Origin of the sequence: Pseudoalteromonas lipolytica (assembly GCF_900116435.1) — a bacterium.
In the GTDB taxonomy this organism is placed as follows: domain Bacteria; phylum Pseudomonadota; class Gammaproteobacteria; order Enterobacterales; family Alteromonadaceae; genus Pseudoalteromonas; species Pseudoalteromonas lipolytica.
The window spans coordinates 1-21,192 of record NZ_FPAZ01000026.1; the positions used below are offsets into that span (position 1 = coordinate 1).

General features: G+C 43.3%; 17 protein-coding genes and 1 pseudogene. 7 read left to right on the top strand and 11 right to left on the bottom strand.

From position 1 onward, the window contains the following. Positions 1 to 215, bottom strand: a 215-nt coding sequence (locus BM378_RS19190) for a transposase family protein (RefSeq protein WP_143104577.1), incomplete at its 3' end; no start/stop codon positions are given. Between the two features lie 113 nt (positions 216 to 328). Here BM378_RS19190 and BM378_RS19195 point away from each other — a divergent pair. The 3 genes and pseudogenes from BM378_RS19195 to BM378_RS19205 all read left to right on the top strand — a co-directional run. Further along, positions 329 to 2,062: pseudogene (locus BM378_RS19195) on the top strand (TonB-dependent receptor); the annotation flags it as partial. Positions 2,063 to 2,084: 22 nt separating this feature from the next. Then, entirely contained in the window at positions 2,085 to 6,401 is a 4,317-nt protein-coding gene (locus tag BM378_RS19200; RefSeq protein WP_074989821.1) for an alpha-1,6-glucosidase domain-containing protein, read from the top strand. A gap of 108 nt (positions 6,402 to 6,509) precedes the next feature. Continuing rightward, complete coding sequence (locus tag BM378_RS19205) at positions 6,510 to 7,049, top strand: PH domain-containing protein (protein ID WP_036974075.1); 540 nt, start codon at positions 6,510 to 6,512, stop codon at positions 7,047 to 7,049. Here the strand turns inward: BM378_RS19205 and BM378_RS19210 are convergent. From BM378_RS19210 to BM378_RS19220, 3 genes are all read right to left on the bottom strand, one after another. Next, positions 7,046 to 8,830, bottom strand: a complete 1,785-nt coding sequence (locus tag BM378_RS19210) for an alkaline phosphatase D family protein (RefSeq protein ID WP_074989822.1) — start codon at positions 8,828 to 8,830, stop codon at positions 7,046 to 7,048. The two genes, BM378_RS19205 and BM378_RS19210, sit on opposite strands and share 4 nt — an antisense overlap. Positions 8,831 to 8,892: 62 nt before the next feature. Continuing rightward, on the bottom strand, positions 8,893 to 9,237 hold the full coding sequence (locus BM378_RS19215) for a rhodanese-like domain-containing protein (protein WP_036974070.1): 345 nt from the start codon (positions 9,235 to 9,237) through the stop codon (positions 8,893 to 8,895). A gap of 1 nt (position 9,238) precedes the next feature. Next, positions 9,239 to 9,427: a YgaP family membrane protein gene (locus BM378_RS19220; protein WP_036974067.1), complete on the bottom strand. Its 189-nt coding sequence runs from the start codon at positions 9,425 to 9,427 to the stop codon at positions 9,239 to 9,241. Positions 9,428 to 9,561: 134 nt separating this feature from the next. On the opposite strand from BM378_RS19220, the gene BM378_RS19225 reads away from it, so the two are divergent. The 3 genes from BM378_RS19225 to BM378_RS19235 are packed head-to-tail and all read left to right on the top strand — an operon-like array spanning position 9,562 to position 14,209. After that, entirely contained in the window at positions 9,562 to 9,867 is a 306-nt protein-coding gene (locus BM378_RS19225; protein ID WP_036974065.1) for an ArsR/SmtB family transcription factor, read from the top strand. A gap of 3 nt (positions 9,868 to 9,870) precedes the next feature. Next, positions 9,871 to 13,158 carry an efflux RND transporter permease subunit gene (locus tag BM378_RS19230; protein ID WP_074989823.1) on the top strand — a complete coding sequence of 1,096 codons (3,288 nt, stop codon included), beginning with the start codon at positions 9,871 to 9,873 and terminating at the stop codon, positions 13,156 to 13,158. Next, positions 13,148 to 14,209, top strand: a complete 1,062-nt coding sequence (locus BM378_RS19235) for an efflux RND transporter periplasmic adaptor subunit (RefSeq protein WP_074989824.1) — start codon at positions 13,148 to 13,150, stop codon at positions 14,207 to 14,209. Before BM378_RS19230 ends, BM378_RS19235 begins: the two co-directional genes overlap by 11 nt. Here the strand turns inward: BM378_RS19235 and BM378_RS19240 are convergent. From BM378_RS19240 to BM378_RS19270, 7 genes are all read right to left on the bottom strand, one after another. Next, positions 14,202 to 14,879, bottom strand: coding sequence for a nitroreductase family protein (locus tag BM378_RS19240; protein ID WP_074989825.1), 678 nt, complete (start codon positions 14,877 to 14,879; stop codon positions 14,202 to 14,204). The genes BM378_RS19235 and BM378_RS19240 overlap by 8 nt on opposite strands. Before the next feature lie 37 nt (positions 14,880 to 14,916). Further along, a complete protein-coding gene (locus tag BM378_RS19245; protein ID WP_036974056.1) occupies positions 14,917 to 15,291 on the bottom strand; it encodes a YfeK family protein in 375 nt (124 codons plus the stop codon). Beyond that, on the bottom strand, positions 15,288 to 16,130 hold the full coding sequence (locus BM378_RS19250) for an endonuclease/exonuclease/phosphatase family protein (protein WP_074989826.1): 843 nt from the start codon (positions 16,128 to 16,130) through the stop codon (positions 15,288 to 15,290). The genes BM378_RS19245 and BM378_RS19250 overlap by 4 nt, the downstream gene beginning before the upstream one ends. A 120-nt stretch (positions 16,131 to 16,250) precedes the next feature. Further along, positions 16,251 to 17,489, bottom strand: a complete 1,239-nt coding sequence (locus BM378_RS19255; protein WP_036974052.1) for an ABC transporter permease — start codon at positions 17,487 to 17,489, stop codon at positions 16,251 to 16,253. Further along, positions 17,482 to 18,189, bottom strand: a complete 708-nt coding sequence (locus BM378_RS19260) for an ABC transporter ATP-binding protein (protein ID WP_036974050.1) — start codon at positions 18,187 to 18,189, stop codon at positions 17,482 to 17,484. The genes BM378_RS19255 and BM378_RS19260 overlap by 8 nt, the downstream gene beginning before the upstream one ends. Continuing rightward, positions 18,189 to 19,355: an efflux RND transporter periplasmic adaptor subunit gene (locus tag BM378_RS19265; RefSeq protein WP_074989827.1), complete on the bottom strand. Its 1,167-nt coding sequence runs from the start codon at positions 19,353 to 19,355 to the stop codon at positions 18,189 to 18,191. Before BM378_RS19265 ends, BM378_RS19260 begins: the two co-directional genes overlap by 1 nt. Before the next feature lie 47 nt (positions 19,356 to 19,402). Continuing rightward, the gene (locus BM378_RS19270) at positions 19,403 to 20,113 is read right to left on the bottom strand and encodes a YIP1 family protein (protein ID WP_074989828.1); all 711 of its coding nucleotides are present in this window, start codon (positions 20,111 to 20,113) and stop codon (positions 19,403 to 19,405) included. A 169-nt stretch (positions 20,114 to 20,282) separates the two neighbouring features. On the opposite strand from BM378_RS19270, the gene BM378_RS19275 reads away from it, so the two are divergent. Continuing rightward, entirely contained in the window at positions 20,283 to 21,176 is an 894-nt protein-coding gene (locus tag BM378_RS19275) for an aldo/keto reductase (protein ID WP_036974044.1), read from the top strand. Positions 21,177 to 21,192 lie beyond the last annotated feature (16 nt).

Consider the following 21,192-nt stretch of genomic DNA (forward strand, 5'->3'; position numbering starts at 1 on the left):
GCAATGGTATCGTCAACAGGAATGCCGTTTTCAAAGGGACGGTATTGGCGCAACCAATCAAGTTTATCTCGACCAAACACTTCTATATCGCTCCAACCCTCTGCTCCAGAAAGGACTGCACTCACAGTCAGAAATATCACATCAATAAAGTCATGTTGAACATTAATTTGCGTGCGGGGATCGGTAACTTCTGAAAAATGGCTTAGAAAACTCATAATTAACTCGTGTCATCAAAAAAACTATTTGATCACACTAATGATGATAAATATAACGAATTAAATCGATCAGATATCAGAGTAATTTAACAAAAGTACGATCTTGCCCTGGCGCGAAGAGTAATTTCCGCAATGGCTTACTTTGGGCACTGGTAGCGGAAGACGCTACAATTGATAATCCGGTATTTGATACCAATGTGTCACTAAATTATCAATTAAACGGTCTTGATTTACCTGATATTGGTTTTAATCAAGCTGATGCATTCAGCGATATTGATCGCGTTATGCTTAGTAAATACGGCATTTACCCGTATGAAAATGAAGATGAAGTCAAAGCGTTCCGACTCGATTTTAAATATGAGTTAGAGAATAACTGGTTTAGCTCAATTGAATTTGGTGCGCGTTACTCAGACCGTGAGTACAGCAATAACCGGTCAGTGTTTGAATACGGTAATGACGGCACATTCTCAGCCACTCAACCTCCACTTCGTTTGACTGATGACATGACCACCGTGGTTGATTGGCAGGGTGAGTTTAGTTATTTCCCATCATACTTAGCGATAGATTTGGATAAAGCACTAAACGCGTGGTTCCCTAATGGCATCCCACAACCTGTTCAAACTTGGGGTAACGCTGAGGGGGTTGTTGATTTAGATGGTGATGGTGAGCCAGATACACAAGGTTATACCACTAACTACTCATGGACCATGCTACAAAGTGGTTCAGTGTATGAAGAAGTGGTATCAGCGTATCTCATGCTCAATATTGATACCGAAATTGGCAAACTGCCTGTCACAGGTAACATTGGTATTCGTCGTGTTGATACGGACCAATCAGCGACGGTGCTTGAAAACGTTGGGAGTGATCCACAACTCGGTGCGCAATACATTGTCGATGATAACGGCATTGTTAACGACCTTTATGCACCAAACATATTAGGCATTAAATACACAGACTACCTACCATCATTAAACCTTAACTTTAAAATCAGTGATGCAACGCAAATTCGTTTTGCTGCAGCAAAAGTGATGGCACGTGCTCCGATTAACCGTTTAGCGGGTGACGCCAGTGCATCGGTTAATAATGATGGCGAAATTAATGGTTCAAGTACGAATAACCCATTCTTAAAACCTTTTTATGCGAATCAATACGATATTTCTTATGAGCAATACTTTGAAGATACGGATGGTGCCTTAGTCGTGGCGGCGTTCTATAAGAATATTGATTCATTCATAGATACGATAGCTATTGAAAACTTTGATTTTAAAGGGAATGGCTTCAACGTCCCTGAGTACATTGTCGACCCTGTAAGCGGTGAGCAAATCGAAACCACTAATGGTGTGTACACAACTGCGGTTAACAATGCTAAAGGGGGGTATATTCGCGGGATTGAGCTTGCTTATACGCAAGTTTTCTCTTTCTTGCCATCACCGTTTGAAGGGCTAGGGATTAATGCCAGTTATTCGTATACCGAGAGTGAAGTGCAATCAATCACCGATTTAGGTGGTGATTCTGTTTCGCAAGACTTACCGGGTCTCTCAAACAACGTCTTTAACGGGACACTTTTTTACAGCTACGAAAACTTTGAAACACGCTTAAATGTGCGCTATCGCGATGATTTTGTCTCTGAGCAAGTTGCTGTCAATGAGCAAGTGGTGAACTTTGATGCGGAAACCGTTATCGATTTCCAAACATCGTATCAGTTCACAGATTCATTTGGCATGTTATTACAAGTGAATAACCTGACTGATGAGCCTACACAAAGCTACTTCGGTACAACCAGTAAAACAGGGACCACGCAATTCTTTGGTCGCCAATTTTACTTAGGTTTTACCTATAACCATTGATCAGTAAGCTGGAGATAATAATATGAAAATAATAGCTGATTTTAACCGCTTACTCATTACCTGTAGCATAGCGTTGCTAGCTGCATGTGGTGGTGGAGCTAGTAATGATATTGATTCAGGGCAAGTTTTATTGACCTGTAGCGTACCGCAGATCCCCAATGCAGCGGGTACTGAATGTGTTGATCCACCCCCGATTAATTGTCCGGCCCCAACTGTGCCTGATGAAAATAATGAGAGCTGTGTAGTTGGGGCTGATCCAACACTGCCTGATCCTGTGGTTTTTCCAGCGGATGACGAAGCCATTTTGTTCTATAACCGTACCAGTGATGATGCTTATGAAGGGTATCGTTTGCACACGTGGAATAATGATGTGTGTGATGCATATGCAGCACCGTTTGATGCGACGGATTGGGCAAATGGTCATGAATACGATGGTATCGATCCGAACTATGGCGCGTACTGGATTGTAAAACTCAAAGACGGCTACAACGAGTGTGCCAACTTCATTGTACATATTGGTACTGAAGGTTCAGGCAAAGCGTTTGGTGATGTCGATTTAAAAATGCCATTGATGCAAGACGATGAAAAGTTCCAACGTATGAACTTTACCATTCATGGTGAACCATCCGTATTTGAATACCCAATTGTTAGCTTAGGTGAGCGTCCGGTGAGTATTTCTGGTGCGTCTGCGCATTGGATTGATCTTTCAACGGTGATTTATAAACCAAGCAATGAGCTTACGAGTATTATTAAATTGCACGCTTCAAGCAGTGCAGATTTAGCTGTCGATGAAGATACTGGTGAGTTAAATGGTCAAGTGGTTGAACTAACATCGACGTCTTTGAACGATGAGCAAGTAGCTAAAGTGCCACACCTTGCTGCATGGAATGCTTACCAAGGTAGCTGGGATGCAGCCGCTGCAAAAGAGCTGATTAAACACCAGTTGGTTGTGGCAGGCTATGATGCTGATGGCAAGCTAATTGAAGCAACTTATGTGCAAACCGCTAAAGCTCTCGATGACTTGTACACCAGCGGTGAAAGTGATGCCAATGAAGCACAACTAGGTGTGCATTACGCCAATAATGGCATTGATATCTCGGTATGGGCGCCTACTGCAAGCAATATGAAATTAGCGCTTTACGATGCTAATAAAACTGAGCTTGAACAACTTGCTATGACCTTTGATAGCACAACGGGTATTTGGTCTAGTAATGTCGATATCAGTCACGATCGCCATTACTACCGTTTTATGTTTGATGTTTATCATCCTACTACCAAGCAAATTGAACGTTTATGGAGCACAGATCCTTACTCTTTAAATGTTTCAACTAATGGTTTATACAGCCAACTAATTAATCTTGATGATGACGATACTAAACCGAGTGGCTGGGATGATCGTGTTGTACCAACCATTGATTACCCCGAACAAGCGGTGATTTACGAAGGCCATGTACGTGACTTTAGTGTTCGCGATGAAACGGTAAGTGAAGCAAACCGTGGTAAGTATCTTGCGTTTACTGAGCTTGATAGTGCGCCAATGCGACATCTTAAAAAGCTAGCTGATAATGGCTTAACACATTTCCACTTACTGCCACTGACAGATATTGGCACTATTGACGAAGATGCGAGCCAACGTGTAGATATTACAGCAACGTTAGGTGATTTATGTACACGCATTAACGATGATGCCGATGCATGTAAAACCGAAGATAAGAGCGCATTGATTATTGACCTAATGGCTTCATACCTACCGGGGTCTGATGATGCACAAGCACTTGCCAATGCAATGCGTGGTGTTGATAGTTTTAACTGGGGTTATGATCCGCATCACTTTATTGCCCCAGAAGGCTCTTACGCTTCATCGCCTGAAGGTATAGCACGAGTTAAAGAAACGCGTGCGATGATTCAGTCTTTACAAGAAATTGGTTTACGTGTCGTGCTTGATGTTGTTTATAACCACACTACGTCATCAGGTGTCTGGGATAAATCAGTCTTCGATAAACTGGTACCAGGTTATTACCACAGATATAACGAAATATCCGGTGATATCGAACGCTCAACTTGTTGTGAAAATACAGCAACAGAACATGTCATGATGGATAAGTTTGTTGCTGACTCTATGGTGATTCTAGCTCGTGATTTTGGTTACGATAGCTTCCGCTTTGATGTGATGGGGCATATGCCAAAAGCGTCAATTATGACGGCTCTTAGTGCAGTGCAAGCGGTTGACCCTGATACCTATTTCTACGGTGAAGGTTGGAACTTTGAGGAAGTAGCTGATAATCGATTGTTTGTGCAAGCTAAGCAAATAGATATGGCTGGCACAGAAGTCGGCACCTTTAATGACCGAATTCGTGAAGCAATTCGTGGTGGTGCTTTCTTTAGTAATAGTGCGACAGATGGCAACTTAGCCGAGCAAGATACGCTTCGCTTATCGCTTGCCGGTAACTTACAAAACTACATTCTTAAAGACTTTAAAGGCAATTCAGCAAAAGGCAGTAGCTTTAGTTGGAATACGCAGCCTGCAGCCTATGCTCTGGACCCTGCTGATAGTATTAACTATGTCTCTAAGCATGATAACGAAACATTGTGGGATCAGCTGCAATATAAACACGGCAATAACCTTAATATTGAAGAGCGTGTGCGTATTCACAATATGGCTCTAGCGATGCCATTAATGAGCCAAGGTATTCCATTTATGCAAATGGGTGCGGATATGTTGCGTTCTAAATCAATGGATCGTAATAGCTATGATTCTGGCGATTGGTTCAATTTTGTTGATTTCAGTAAAGAAACTAATAACTGGAATGTCGGTTTACCACCGGCACAAGATAACCAAGCTAAATGGGGCGAAATCGCACCAATTTCAGCAAATACCAATGCGCAAGCGATGGCAAGCGACATTGAATATGCAAGTAATGTATTTACTGAGTTCTTATCAATTCGCAGTAGCAGCCCGCTATTTAGCCTAACCACGGAACAAGACATTTTAGACCGCGTAGGTTTCCATAATATTGGAAAACGTCAACAGCAAGGTTTAGTGGTTATGAGCATTGATGATGGCGTTGGTTTGACGGACCTTGATAGCCAGTATGATGCGATTGTAGTGATTATGAATGGAACCGAGCAAAGCTTATCGCATACGGTATCTACTGCCTACGGTTTTGAGTTACATCCTGTTTTAAAAGCGAGTGTTGATTCAAGTATGTCAGCAGCAAGCTTTATGACAGGTGAGGGAGAGGGGACTTTTACAGTTCCTGCTTACACGATTGCTGTGTTTGTGAAACCACAAGGTGTTACGCAAGGTGAAGGTCTAAGTGCTAATGCTACTGTGGGTGCACCAGATATCGTGCCATTCGGTAGTACAACCGTTTATGTTCGTGGCTCATTAAACGATTGGGGTACGGCAAACGGCTTTGACTATGTAGGTAATGGCGAATATAAAATTGCCATCCCACTTACAGCAGGTAGCTATGAGTTTAAAGTGGCATCTGAAGATTGGTCTACGGTTGATTTTGGTGCGCTTTCTGCAGATGTTGCTGAAGTGATTGAAGGTGAAGACGAGCCACTTGCACGCAGTGGGGCCAATATGACCTTTACTGCAGCAATGGACGCTATCTATGTGTTCTCATTTGATGCAACCGACATCGAGAACCCTGTGCTTAAAGTGTATAACGAGGAGCCATTTGTGGGTACTTCAATCTATGTACGTGGTAATTTAAATGATTGGAGTACCAGTGACGAATTGATGTATCAAGGTAAAGGCGTTTACACCTTCACTAAGCAATTAATAGCTGGCAGCTATGAGTTCAAAGTAGCCTCTGGAGATTGGAAAACGGTGGATTATGGTTCAGGTGAAAGCAGTGCGGTTGTTACCGTAGGAACTGAGAAACTGCTTGCAGTGAAAGGTACAAACATGACTATCGACATTGCAAGGGATGGCCAATATCAGTTTGTATTTGATGCTAGCAACCTTGAAGAGCCACTCATGACCGTGTTTAACGCAGAAATGTTTGGTGAAACCCCTGTCTATCTGCGTGGAAGTATGAACAATTGGGATCCAGTTAACCTATTAACCTATGCAGGCGATGCTACATATAGTACGACAATAGCACTCGATGTTGACGATTATGAATTCAAAGTTGCGTCTAGTGACTGGAACACAGTGAATTTAGGTGGTAGTGGTGAATCGCCACTCGCTGTTCTTGGCGAAGCGGCCGCGTTAGAAGCTGTCGGTGCCAATATCTCATTGAGTATTACACAGGCGGGTAACTATCGTTTTACAGTGCAAGGACCTGATCTGAATAAACTAACAGTAATGGTTGAAGCTGTGGAATAGCTTTCCCTGCAGTACCCTTAAGCCGGGCTTTGCTCGGCTTTTTTTATTTTTATTGAAGCAGAGCTGAAGATTGTTTATGGTCATAAATCACCTATAAAGGAGCCTGTGATGTCAGAGACAAGTATATTGAGCGCCCGCTTTAATCCTAAAGTAAAACAGTATTGGTTATTACTGGGTATGTTTACCTGTGTGATTAGTATGATAGGTATTCCTTTTATCCCTATTGTTGCTCTTATTATTTGGCTGGTGGCAGGGCGTATTCTAGCTGCTATGTCGGCACAGCTATTAACGCGAAAACTGGTCGTTAAACGGGGTGTGTTCTTCAAAGAAGAAAAATCAATACCGCTTGAAAAAATCACTGATGTGGCATTGAGCCAAGGGCCTTTAATGCGCCAGTTTGGTTTGTACCGACTCAGCTTCGAAACGGCTGGGCAATCTGGTCAGGGGGCTTTGGTGTCTTTACTCGGCGTGATTGATGCTGCTGAATTTCGTGAAGCCATCCTAAAGCAAAAGGATGAAATAAGCCAAACAAGCGCTAAGGCTGAGCCACAATCTGAGGATAGCCAGTTAGCGCTTTTGCGTTCACTGACCTATAGCGTAAAAAACATTGAGCAAATGTTAGTTACGCTATTAGATGAAAAGCGTTAAACAGATTGCAACGTTGTGCTGCCAGCTTTTAGCGTAAAGGCTTTTTTGCGATCATTGAGCATGGTGTAACTGGCCGTTTTAATACTGCTTACAAATTGCCATTCTGCATGCGCTTGCTGTTCGGTGAAAGTGACTGTTAAATAACCGCGTTCAACTAGGTTATTATAGGCCAAGTCATTAACCAGTAATGCGATCACTTGTTCCATCTGTGCAACTGTTTCGGCTGATTGGCTGTTGAGTGCCAAATAGTTTTCAAGGCCAGGTGATGATACAGAAGACGTTGCAAACTCAACGCCGGCAGTGAGTGACGCTGCAAACGGATTACTCGCATCGGTAACGAGTTGGCCTGCCCATGCATTGTGAGTGTCGCCAGCGAGGACCACGAGGTTTTTCTCTGCAGTGATTGCCGTGCCAAGTATCACTTCTCTCTCGTAAGCATAACCATCCCATGCATCTAGGTTATAAGGTGCTGTTGTTTCTACCCGTGCTCGTTCTTGTGCTGTCACACTTGGATCCCCCGCTAAAATGCGTCCTTTAATTTGCGCAAGTTCGCTGAATAATACATTGGCTTTTGCAAGTAACTCACTGGGATCATTGCCTCCGGCTTGTGCTATTTGAATTGACATTAACAGTTGCAGTATTTCAAAAGGTAAGTGCATTTTAGTCATTAATACTTGCTGACCCAGTACTTGCCATTGTGTTGTTGCCGTACTTAACCCGTCGGTAAGCCAAGTGAGTTGCTCGTTTCCTAATAGGGCTCTCGATGGTGAACTGATTGCAGCGGCAAAATCGCTTTGTCCTTGTGCACTTGTTAAATCAAAGTCGGCATAGTTTAGTTGTTCATCACGGGCTAAAACACGCGTATCGAGCATGTGCAATGACACTAAATTACCAAATTCAAAACGGCGATAAATTCGTTCTTTATCGGCGACATTGCGTATTGGCATCCATTCAAAATAGGCTTGTAAGGCGTGCAGCTTACGTTCGGTAAAATCGCCTTCTCCTTCGTTATGGTTTTCAGCACCATTTTTCCACGTGTCGTTGGTAATTTCGTGGTCGTCCCACACCGTTATAAATGCGCAATTACCGTGTGCGGCTTGTAAGTCTTTATCTGTACGGTAATGGGCATAGCGTTTGCGGTAATCAGTAAGCGAAATAATTTCTTCACTGTTATCATCGGGCAGTAAGCGTCCAAGTAAGGCTGCATCCTCTGTGGCATAGCCGTTATTACCGTATTCGTAAATGTAATCACCCAAATGCAGTACCGCATCTAAATCGGTTTGCTTAGCTATTTCACCATACACATGGAAAAAGCCTGCGGGGTAGTTGGCACATGACACAACTGCAAATTTTACTTGTTCAATGGTGCCCGTAGGGAGTGTTTTACCTTTCCCAATAGGTGATGTTTTGCCATTACTTATAAAGCGGAAATAATAGGTGGTGTTTGCAGTTAATCCTTGTAGATCAACTTTTAAGGTGAAATCAGTTGCCGCTGTTACGTCGGTCTCGCCATCGTGGCTAATCGTGTCAAAATTAGCATCGGTAGATGCTTGCCACTTGACTTTAATACTGGAGGTTGCGGTATCAAGAGGCGTAACGCGGGTCCAAATTATAAGGCTATCGGCCAGTGGGTCACCACTTGCAACGCCATGGTCAAAACTGACATGGGTGCTGACATCTTCATCGTCGTCTAAAGTGCAGCCCGTTAAACCTAAAGATAAAACGGCGACCCCAAATCCGGCCGCCGATGCTTTTAAAAAATGTCTTCGTGTAAATGTCATTGCTCTGTACCTGTTAAAAGAAAAGTAAGAGCTTATCCGACCAGTGTTACTGTTCTGTGAAGCTAAAAAACGTGGCAGATTTGTTCAGCATTACACGTAATTACTGTGACATTTTCGTAACCTACGCGGGTTAGTGCTTCAGCACTGAGTGTGGCCCGGGCGCTACTTGCACAGTGCAAATAGATTGGCCGAGCAGGGTCTTTTTCAATTTCCATTAGTTTCATTTCAAGCACACCGCGCGGGATATTAATCGCACCTGTTGCGGCTTTTGTGGCATGCTCGGCGGGCTCACGTACATCAATCAATAAACCATGATTTTCGCTTAATTCTTGTTTTGCTTGCTCTGCACTAATGCGGCGCTGATTAGGGGCAACAATTTTCATTAGGTCAGGAATTGGGGTTAGCATACTAATCCTCCATGCCAAGTTTGCGTAATAGGGTGATCATAGGACACCACTTAGTGAATGCCGATTGAATTAAGTTTAGAGCAATAAATACCGTAAACCAAATCCACATAGGATTGTGAAACTGTTGGAGCAACAATGAAATACAGATCATTACACCAGCAATAAGGCGGAGCGCGTCATTTAGTTTCATAATTAAACCTCAATAACAAAGGGTGATGTAATTAATATATTAGAAAAAACTACATTAGTAAATTCTAATATTAGACTTTTCTAATATATCTATCTATACTTTACGGGTATTTAAGAATATAGAGTGGTGTGATTATGAACATCGATTTTGCGGCAATGGCCGACAATGTTGAACAAGCAGAGCAAATATTAAAGATCTTAGCGAATAAAAATCGCTTGATGATTCTATGCTCATTGCAAGAGGGAGAACTGAGTGTCAGTGAGCTTAATGAAGCGGTTCCTCTGGCACAGTCTGCTTTGTCTCAGCATTTAGCTGCACTCAGAAAAGCTGAAATTGTGGCGACTCGTCGTGAAAGCCAAACAATTTACTATCGTGTCGTTGATAAAAGTGTGATGGCTATTTTAGAAACACTTCATGGTTTATTTTGTAAAGGTAGTTAAGGGATGAATGCTATCGATAATGCCGTAAAAAATAGCTTAAGTGGGCGAATTCCAGTCATTATTTTTATAATGGCGATACTGCTCGGTCTCATGGCGCTAAAGCAAACACCACGCGAAGAGGAACCACAAATAGTGGTGCCCATGCTCGATATTTATGTTGCTGCCCCGAATGTTGAAGCCCCAGAAGTCGCTCGGTTAGTGACAGAACCATTAGAAAAGCTATTAGCGCAATTAACCGGTGTTGAACACATCTACTCGACGACACACAGTAATAATGCCGTGGTTACATTGCGCTTTGAAGTAGGCCATGATCGCGAAAAAGCGATACTCGATACGTATGCCAAGCTTTACAGTTACCAGCACACTATGGCGTCAGTGATTACATCGTGGCAAATTCGCCCCGTTGAGGTGAATGATGTGCCAATTGTGATGCTTGGGTTGTTCAGCAAAGACTCAAAACTCTATGATGACTACCAGTTAACGCGTTTTGCGAATGAAATTGCCACAAGCTTACAGCGCATTGAAAATACCAGCGAAGTCAAAGTGATAGCAGGTCGAACTCGGCAGCTCACTATCGACCTTGATGCCAGCGCATTAGCGGCACACCAAACCACTTTAAACGACGTATATTATGCCCTCAAGGTGTCTAACCAGCTGGTTAATGTTGGCAGTGTTGTAGATGGTAAACAGCACATTGCTTTGCAAGTGGGGGATGTATTACGTACTCAGTCGGCAATTGAACACCTCGTTGTTAACGTAGTAAATGGTAAAAGTGTTTATTTGAATGATGTGGCGACTGTCGCCGATGGCCCCAGCGAAGCCCAAAGTTATCAATGGCTTGCTCAATCAGATACTGAGCAGCAACTGCCATTAGTGACGATTAGTGTTGCCAAGCAAGCAGGCACAAATGCGGTGGCTGTTGCGAATCAAGTGCATGATGTGATGAACCAGCTATCGGTGACATTATTGCCTGATGAAGTTGGCTACACGGTACTGCGTGACTATGGCCGAACTGCCAATGAAAAAGTGAATAACCTCACTTCTAGTTTGGTGTTTGCAGTATTTACAGTGGTTATTTTTGTTGGCGTGTTTTTAGGCTGGCGACCCGCTATTGTGGTCGGTCTTGCGGTGCCTATTTGCTACGGTATTACTTTAACGCTCGACTTCGCATTTGGGTATACCATTAACCGAGTAACCCTGTTTGCACTGATTTTATCTCTGGGCTTACTTGTTGATGATCCTATTACAGGAATCGACAATATCAGTCGTTTTATAACTAAAAAAGGTGATAAAAAACAAAATATTGTTGATGCCATGAGTGAAATTAGAGTGGCTCTATTTATGTCGACTCTAACCATTATGGTGGCATTCTTTCCGCTTGCGTTTATTACTGGCATGATGGGCCCTTACATGGCACCTATGGCATTCAATGTGCCTGTTAGTGTAATGGTTTCAACTATGGTGGCGTTTTTTGTGACGCCATGGCTGGCCATGAAATTACTCAAAGCCCCCGTTGATGACAACATGCAATTAGAGGCCAACCCTCATAGTTTATATGAGCGTATTTTGTCGCCATTACTTGAATCTAAAGGCCGTGCAAAACTAGTACTATGGACCACCTTAGGGTTGTTTATCGCCAGTGCCATGTTGCCAGTAATGCGCGCTGTCCCATTAAAGTTGCTGCCGTTTGATAATAAAAACGAACTCCAAGTCTTAATCGATATGCCAGAAGGCACCAGTCTTGAGCAAACAGCCGCTTTTACCCGAAAAGTGCAATCGGTCACTTGGCAATTAAATGAAGTGAGCGAAGCGGCAGCGTATGTTGGCCAGCCATCAAGCATGGACTTTAATGGTATGGTCCGTGGGTATTACCGAAGAGAAGCCGCAAACCTTGCTGAGCTTAGAGTATTACTAGTTGATAAAACCGAGCGTGACCATCAATCTCATGGTGTGGTTATGCGCTTACGTGCTGCATTAGCCCCTCTGGCAACCGAGGGTATTGTGCTAAAAGTGGTTGAAGTACCGCCAGGGCCTCCTGTCCTAAGCACCTTGGTGGCCGAAGTATACAGTGATCCATTTGTTGATACACACACGCACCATCAGGCTGCAGCTGCTGTTGCAAATAGACTTAAACAAGAACCGCATGTAGTCGAAGTTGATACCAGTATGGCTGCTAATGCGCCATTACAACGCTTCATAACAGATAAAACCAAAGCGTCGTTATCGGCTGTTTCAACCCAAGATATCGCACACGCTTTAGCGATTGCCTCGCACGGTGAAAATGTCGGTGTGCTGTATGTTAGTGGAGAAACTAACCCTGTCGCTATTAAATTGCAGCTACCATATCAAGATCGTAACCAATTTGCTCAGTTACTCGCATTGCAAGTTCGTGGCGACAGAGAGCTTGCAAAAACCAGCGATGAGTTTGGGCTGCAAAGTGCGCCACGTCCGCTGGTGGCATTATCTGAGTTAGGGGCATTTAAATATCACGATGTTGCAAAACCGATTATGCGTAAAGATCAGCGAAATGTGGTTTACGTCATGGCTGAACTCAATGGCCGGACACCCGCTGAGGTAATTGCCGATGTTAATGCAGATTTAGCTGTTAGCAGTAATGCGTTCAAGCAAAGTGATTGGCAAAGCAGGCATTTTTTTAGTAATGGTGGCACCGCGTCATGGCAATTGCCTGCGGGGACAGAGGTCACTTTCAGTGGTGAAGGTGAATGGCGCATAACCATTGATGTATTCCGTGACATGGGGATTGCGTTTGCGTTTGCATTAACGGCCATTTTTATCATTCTGCGTATTCAAACACACTCTGCCAGTTTGTCACTGATTATTATGTCGGCTATTCCCTTGACAGTCATTGGTATCATGCCGGGTTTTTGGTTATTGAATCAATTTGGTGAGCGCAGTATTGCTGGCGCCCCTGAGCCTGTGCTGTTCACTGCAACGGCCATGATAGGCATGATTGCGCTTGCGGGGATAGTTGTGCGTAACTCACTTATTTTAGTTGAGTTTATTAATCAAGCGCGCGGGCAAGGTATGGCTATTAAAGAAGCACTTATTGCAGCGGGTACTGTGCGTATGCGACCTGTTTTACTGACCGCAGGCACCACTTTATTAGGTAACTTGGTAATCACTTTAGACCCTGTGTTCAGTGGCCTAGCGATTGCGATTATTTTTGGTATTGTGGCATCAACACTGTTCTCATTGTTTGTTGTGCCATTGGTTTATTATTTAGTGTTTGCAAAGGATGCAGCCAAAGAGGAACACGCTCATGCAGGGTAAATCGAAACTTATTGGTTCAATTATCGCGTTAATGGTCATTATTGTTGCGGTACTTTACATGGCTGGCAGCTTTTCTGATAAACAAGCCCCAGGCATAAAAAATCCCGCGGCGAGTGAGTACACAGGTCAGTTACTTACTGTGACATTGGCTGATATTGCACGTGATGAAATTGTGCCAGGGACCGTTATTGCTAAGCAAAATACCCAAATATCATCGCGCGTTATGGCGCAAGTTGAACGTTTAAATGCGCGTGCTGGTGACACTGTGCGCCAAGGTGATGTATTAATTACCTTGCAACAAGACGATTTTAAAGCACAGCTTGCTCAAAGTGACGCACAAATTAATGCTATTAATGCCTCGCTTACCCAAGCTGAAAAGCAGCTCAAGCGAGTTAATGACCTTTTCAAACAAGGTTTAGTGTCAGTCAGTGATTATGATGATGCGAAAGCAAGGTTTGATAATTTAAGCGCAAATCTAGCCATTGCTAAGCAGCAGCAAACTCAAGCGCAAGTGGCATTGAGTTTTACAAAAATTAAAGCGCCTATTTCAGGCGTGGTCGTAGAGCGATTTGCTGAACCGGGTGATACCGCCACTCCGGGCAAACCGTTACTTGCGCTTTATAACCCACAACAATTGCAATTGGCGTTTAATGTCAGAGAACAGCAAGCTATTAAGTTGGCTGTTGGGCAAACATTAACAGTAACGCTTCCAGCATTATCGACATCTATGAGCGCAACGGTAACCGAAATTGTTCCCGTAGCTGATAGCGCAGCCCGCAGTATGGAAATCCGCTTAGAAACGCAGGCTCAAATAGGGTTAATGCCGGGATTGTATGCGCAATTACGTTTACCATTGGTCACTGCCAAAGGCGTATTGATTGACCCAAGCTGGGTGCATCAATATGGTCAATTAAGTATGGTGTATGTGAAAGAAGGCGGTCATATTGTGCGTCGCTACGTACGCTTAGGCGAAATGGTGGGTAATAAGCAGCACATCGTTGCAGGCTTAACCCCTGGTGATGTGCTGGCTGTCGATTTTGAGCTTAAATAAAGGTTGCTATCTCGTCCAGTGGCTTTTTCACTAAGGCATGCTCAGGCAGGGTTGCATCAGCACTCGGGTAGCCTGCGATAAGGAGCATATAAGGGCGTTCGTTATCTTTATCTCGACCACAAACCTCGGTTAAAAAGCTCATTGGTTTTGGCGTATGCGTTAGTGTGGCAAGTCCTGCTCTGTGCAGGGCTTGAATCAAAAAGCCTGTGGCAAGGCCGACAGATTCATGCACATAATAGTTGGTGTTTTTATCATCGGATGTAATACCGCCTTTCTTTTGACTGAATACAGCAATAAGCCAAGGGGCATGCTCAAGGTAGGGTTTACTGGCATCGGTGCCAAGTGGCTTTAGAGCGTTCAGCCATTCTTCGCCAGCACGGCCTTCGTAAAAGGAGCGTTCCAGTTTTTCTGCCGCATCACGAATTTGTTTTTTAACGTCATGACTGTGTATCGCAACAAAGTGCCAAGGTTGATGGTTTGCGCCACTCGGTGCAGTACCTGCGGCTTTAATACAGGTTGCAATTATTTCTTTTGGGACTGGGCGGTCACTAAAACTGCGAATACTGTGTCGTCGCTGACTCACGGCTAAAAATTCTTCTGCACGCTTGAGCATTTCGTCGTGAGGGTATTCAATAAAATCATTGAGTGGCTTATTTTTGTGTTCTTGCATGGCTTTTCGCTTCTTATCTGTTAATGATGTCATCACATTATAGTTGTGTATGCAGGTTTCGGCGGTAGTCTTCTAACTCATTACTTAACCAGTCTTTTGATGTAAGTAACGTGCCATTGCTAAGTCTGACTTTATAGGGCTTACCGCTCCATGAACTTTTACTGGCGAGATTCTCTATAAACTTTTCGGCGGTTTTAGCGTAACGAGTTGCTTTACTGTATTTCATCGCCAAGTGCTCGGCGGCATCTTTACTTGAATGTTCGGTCCCGTTGCGAATAAAAATAGCATCGCTCTGCGCCACAAAGTCTATTAAATGATTAATCTCTTGCTCTGCAGTGTTGGCATAACTTAATTGACTAACAGATAGTAACATCAGGCTCAGTAGCCAATATCCTTTGATCATTACTTTCATCGTGCTTCTTGCTCTATCGTGAGGGTTGCAATTATGGGATTGTGATCTGAACTTTCAAGCTCAGGCACAACCGTTGTTTCTATTTTGACACCACGTACCCACACTTGGTCAAGTGCTAATCCAAATGCTTTGGTGCGTTTATCGTCTAAATAGATGGCTTCATGTAAACCAAGGTTTTTGAGTGTTTGTGTGACGAGTTGTTGTCTTTCATCACTCCAGGTGTTGAGGTCGCCAGCAAATATAATGGGGCCGGTGTGATGGCGCATAATGTCTGCGGCATCATCGAGTTGTTGTTTTAAGTCGCTAATGCCCAAGGTAAAGTTTATAGCGTGTAGGTTAACACTGAGTAATAACTGTTGATTTGGTAAGGCATATTCAACGATATTGGTCGCTTTTGGGCTGCGCAGCCACGGTTCTACATGCGTTAATGTACAGTGTACTGTAGCTGGCCAGCGGCTTAAGGTCATGACACCAGATTGCACGTTACCACTTTTATAGCCTTTGGCAAAACGCCAATAAGGCTTTAGATTGGTAAGGGTTGAGTCTTTAATGGCTTCTTGTAATAAGACAATATCTGCACTTTCATTGAGTGTGTTTAAGTCGTTGAGTAAGCCGTCAATTTGGGCTTTATAAATATTCCAACTGAGCAGTTCAAATTGATATGGCAATATATAGTGTCCCGCATAAGTTTGCAGACGGCTTTGTGCTAATTGTTGCTGGCAGCCAGCTAAATTAGCCGCCGTTTTTGTGATCCCTTGTTGTTCATCAGAAAGTGGCTCACTTGAAAGACTGTGCCAAGATAATAAACTCAAAAACAATAAGTGCAGATACGATGCCATAATGCCCCTAAATTGCTGACCTAACCCTTAGTTGAAGACAACTTAAGTTTAGTTCAAAGTAAGCATGCTAAAAAAGAGATGCTTTTCTGGTACTCAATCACATATAAACACTGCGATGTTTTACTCATAACGCAGCGCATCAATTGGGTTTAAACGCGCAGCCTTAATAGCGGGCGCTAAACCAAACACAATACCAATCAATGAAGTAAAGCCAAACGACAGCATAATCGCCCAACCCGGTATGTAGGCTTCTGGCATGCTCGGCACTAATATTGAAATCAGTGCGGCAGCGCCATAACCAATCGCTAAACCAATTAAGCCGCCAAACAGCGATAGCACGACAGCTTCAACTAGAAATTGCAGCATGATAAAACCAGGTGTTGCCCCTAAGGCTTTTAAGGTGCCGATAACGCGGGTACGTTCCGTTACCGAAACCAGCATGATATTCATCACACCAATTCCACCGACGACTAGGCTTATACCTACAATTCCAGCGGTAATGGCAGTTGCGCTACCTGTAAATTTATCAACATTAGCACGGACTTTTTCCGCGGTCTCAAATTCAAAGTCGTCTTCATCACCGTCTTTTAATTTATGAAGCTGTCTGAGAATTCGACGAATTTTAGCCAACACTTGTGCTTCGTTAGCGTCGTCTTTTAAGCGGAACATCATTTGTACATTCGTATCAACGCTACCCCCTTCGAGGGCACTCATGGTGCTGATCGGAATATTAATATAATCGTCTTGATCAAAGCCAAGTAAGCTCCCTTGCTTTTCAGCAACACCAATAATGCGAAACCACTCACCGCCCAGTTTAATGTACTCGCCAACGGGGTTGTCGGGTAAGTTAAGCTTTTCAATTATCGATGGACCAATAAAAGCAACGCGACGGCGCTTTTCGTCATCTTCTGCGCGAATAAATCGGCCTAATTCAGGGTAGGTACGGTAGGCTCTTTGATAATCTTGTTCGGTGCCCATCACTCGTGACGAGTGGCTTTTGTTGCCATACTCAGCAGCGCCAGAAAATCGCCATGTAAACATTAATGCAGTGAAGGTTTCAGCTTCTTTTATTCGCGCCTTTAAGGTTAAGAAGTCGCTATAAGTTAGCTTGGCTTGCTGTCCCACCATTTCTTTTTCAACACTGGTATAGGGCTTTATATTGGTTACATCTGGAGACATATCAGCGAGTTGGTCATTAATTTGTTTGGTAAAACCCTGCATAACGGCCACCACAGTGACAACCGCAGCGACCCCGATGATGATCCCTAAACAGGTGAGGGCACTGCGCATGGCATTGGCTTTAATTGCCATGAGTGCCGCTTTACTTCCTTCCATTATTGCAATAGCAGATCTAAACATGCAGCCTTGCTCCTTCACCTTTACGAGTGTCGCTCACCACTTTCCCATCGACGAGTCGAATAACGCGTTGACAATGGTCGGCAATATCTTGCTCGTGAGTCACTAAAATAATGGTGTGGCCTTCGTTATGTAATTCATCAAATAGGGCCATGATCTCGGTGGTCGTTTTGCTATCTAAGTTACCGGTTGGCTCATCACCAAGTAGAATGTGTGGCTTGGTTACGAGCGCGCGGGCAATGGCTACACGTTGTCGTTGACCGCCAGATAGCTGGCTAGATAAATGGTTCACTTTATCGCCAAGGCCAACACGCTGTAATGACTCAAGCGCTTTTTTTTTGCGTTCTTTCGCGGAGATAAAACGATAAACGAGCGGCTGCATAACATTTTCCAGTGCGGAAGCGCGGGGTAATAAGTTAAAACTTTGAAATATGAAACCCACGCTTTCATTGCGTTGATGAGCAAGCTCAGTTTCACTCATTTGTTTAACTAACTTATCTTTTAAATAGTAATCACCACTGGTTGGGGTATCTAAACAGCCAAGCAAATTCATTAAGGTTGATTTACCTGAACCCGATGGGCCGATGATGGCAACATACTCATTTTGTGCAATTTCGATATTGATGTCATCCAGGGCTTTGAAAACTTGCTCGCCCATTTTGTACTGTTTATTAATATTAGTCAGTTTGATTACCACAGACATCAGGATGCCCCTTTTACAAGGCTGTCTTTAATTGCCACGGTATCGCCATCTTTTAATGAACTAAGCGGTCTTGCAGGACCAATCACAATGCGCTCACCCACCGTTACACCCTGTGTTATCGCTTGCTCTATATCTGATGAAATTCCCACCTTAACAGGCGATTTAGTGACGGTGTTATCGGCGTTTAGCTTCCATACAAAGTAGGTATCATCTTCCTTTTGAATTGCTTCAATGGGGAGTTTTAAACCATTTTCGGTAATGCTTGTGGCAATTTCAGCTCGGCAACTCATACCAGCATAAAGTTGACGCTCAGTGGCATCAAGCAGCACTTTGACTTTAAACGATAGCCCTTGCGAACCTGGTTGGTTTTTTGCTGAAGTGCCAATGTTTATGACTTTTCCTGTAAAGGGTTGATTAGGGTAGGCTGCGGCATAAATGTCGGCATGTTGATTTAACTTTATGCCAGCAATATCAGTTTCATCAACCCGTAACTCCGCTAAAATTGCACTGGGGTCGGCGACTAGCATTAGGTCTGAACCAATAATGTTTGTCGTACCGGCTATCACGGTTTCACCTTCTTTAATGTTGACCGAAGCGAGTAGCCCACTCATGGGAGCGCGAAACACACTTTTATTTAAACGGTCTTCGGCAATCAGTAACGACGCTTGTGCTTGATGATAGGCTTCACGTTTCGCTTCAATATCAATTTCGGCTAAATCACGCGCGTTTTGTAGGTTTTCATACACTTCTTGGCCTGCAAGCCCGACTTCATAGAGCTCTTTTTGTCGACTTAATTGTCGCTCAATATTTTTCAGGCGTGTTTCGCTGTGTTTAATATCAATCTCGGTTGCACGCAACACCGCTTTGTTTCGCGCCACCTCAGATTCAAATGCAGTGGTATCAAGGCGCATTAAAATATCGCCTTCGGTGACACTTTCACCTTCTTCAACAAATACCTTCGCAACCCGCCCAGTGACTTCTGAGCGTAACTGTACTTGGGTGTTAAATACCAGATTACCAGAGGCCAAAATTGAATCAGCAATACTACCTTGTTCAACGTTTGCTACATGCATTTCAGGCACTTTTTTGCTGTTTGTTATTTGCTTAGATATGAGTAATGCTGCAAATGCCGTGATAGCAAGGCCAATAATGATGGCTTTTTTCATGTTACTTCCTTGTGGGAATAAGAGCGGCAATGCCGCTCATTTGATAGCTAGATGATTGCAATAACTGTCCAAATACCGTAGATCGCGATACTGGGTAGGGCAGCAAACAGGAGTGCTTTATTAAAGTTGAAGTTAGTCCAACACTTTAAACCGACTGCCGCTAGTACAATGCCCCAGATAGAGAAAATGTTTAGGCTTTCAAGCATGGTATAAAAAGGATGACCGACCTCAAGGCCGATGAGCAATTGATTGATTGAGGCATAATTAAAGAGGGTTGGTGAAAGCTGGTTGTTGCTGGCAGTTAAAACGAGGATCAATATACCCAAGCTTGAAATAACCATTGGCATCATGGTCCACACGCCAAACCCATACCACGCACCGTAACTATAGTTAGCCTCTGGATCTTGCTTTGATACAAATAGGTAGTAACCCGCCATCAATGCATTAATAACAGCTAAGCCAATAATACCACCAAAGAGCGCAAACCATACCTGCATATCAAGCGTTTGCTCCATGCTTTGACGGATCATTTTTTGCTCAGCAATTGTGGCATCAACACTGGCTGCAGCGACTTGCTGATCGATTAAAAACTGAGGATCTGCTTTGTTATAAAAAGCGAGCATACTTGCCGCGAGCATGCCTGCAAGTAATATGAAAGCAACAAAAGACCAGCCTTTTGCCTCCTTCACTCCATTAAACGCTTTGCTTGGGCTGATAAAAATATCAACTAGTGCTGTCACTGCATTCGACGATTTCATTATTATTCCTTGTTAAGTAACATTTATTTTTAGGTACTAAAATACCCTGATTTATTATTAATTAGAAGTCTGATTTGTAACTATATGTTAACAGTTGTGAATAGGGAAATTGTGTTATTCTTTAAAGAGTAAGATAGGTGGAATAATCAAGATTAAGTAGGTATATATAGTGAATAACAATGTGCGTTGTATTGATGAATTAGTACTGGGATTTTGGCGCTTGCTAGATTGGCAAATATCACCACAGCAATGCTTAAGCTTTTTAGAGCAAGCCATTGAAGTAGGGGTTACACACACTGACCATGCTGATATTTATGGTGAATACGGCTGCGAAGCTGAATTTGGTAAAGCGTTACAATTAAAGCCGAGTATTCGTGATGAAATAAAAATAATCACTAAATGTGGAATTAAACCCGCATTTCCCAGTTTAGGCTTGCAAGGCAAAGCGAATCATTATGACTCGAGTGCAGCACATATCATCGCATCCGCTCAGCAATCGCTTAAACACTTTAATACCGACCGATTAGATGTGTTATTGATCCATCGCCCTGATTATTTAATGAATGCAGATGAAGTAGCTGAAGCATTCAATACTTTAAAAGCAAATGGTGATGTTATTGACTTTGGTGTTTCAAACTTCACGCCGTCACAACTCAGCTTACTGCAGTCCCGTTTAGACTTTGATTTAGTCACGAATCAAATAGAGTTTTCGCCTTATGAGATGAAAGCGCTTGATGATGGGACTTTGGATCAATGCCAATTACTTGATATTAAACCCATGCTTTGGTCACCTTTAGCGGGCGGGCGTTTATTTTCAAATGACGATGAAAAAGCAGTGCGTTTGCGTGCGGTGTTGGAGCAAGTTGGCAACGAAATTGGAGCCAGCTCTATCGATCAAGTTGTGTATACTTGGTTACTCATGCACCCAAGTTTGCCATCGGTAGTATTGGGTACAGGCAACATTGCCCGGGTTAAATCAGCCGTCGCAGCGAAAGAATTCACGATGAATCGTGAGCAATGGTATCGTATTTGGCAAGGCTCTACAGGCCACAGTGTGCCATAATTTTAAAGTGCGCTTT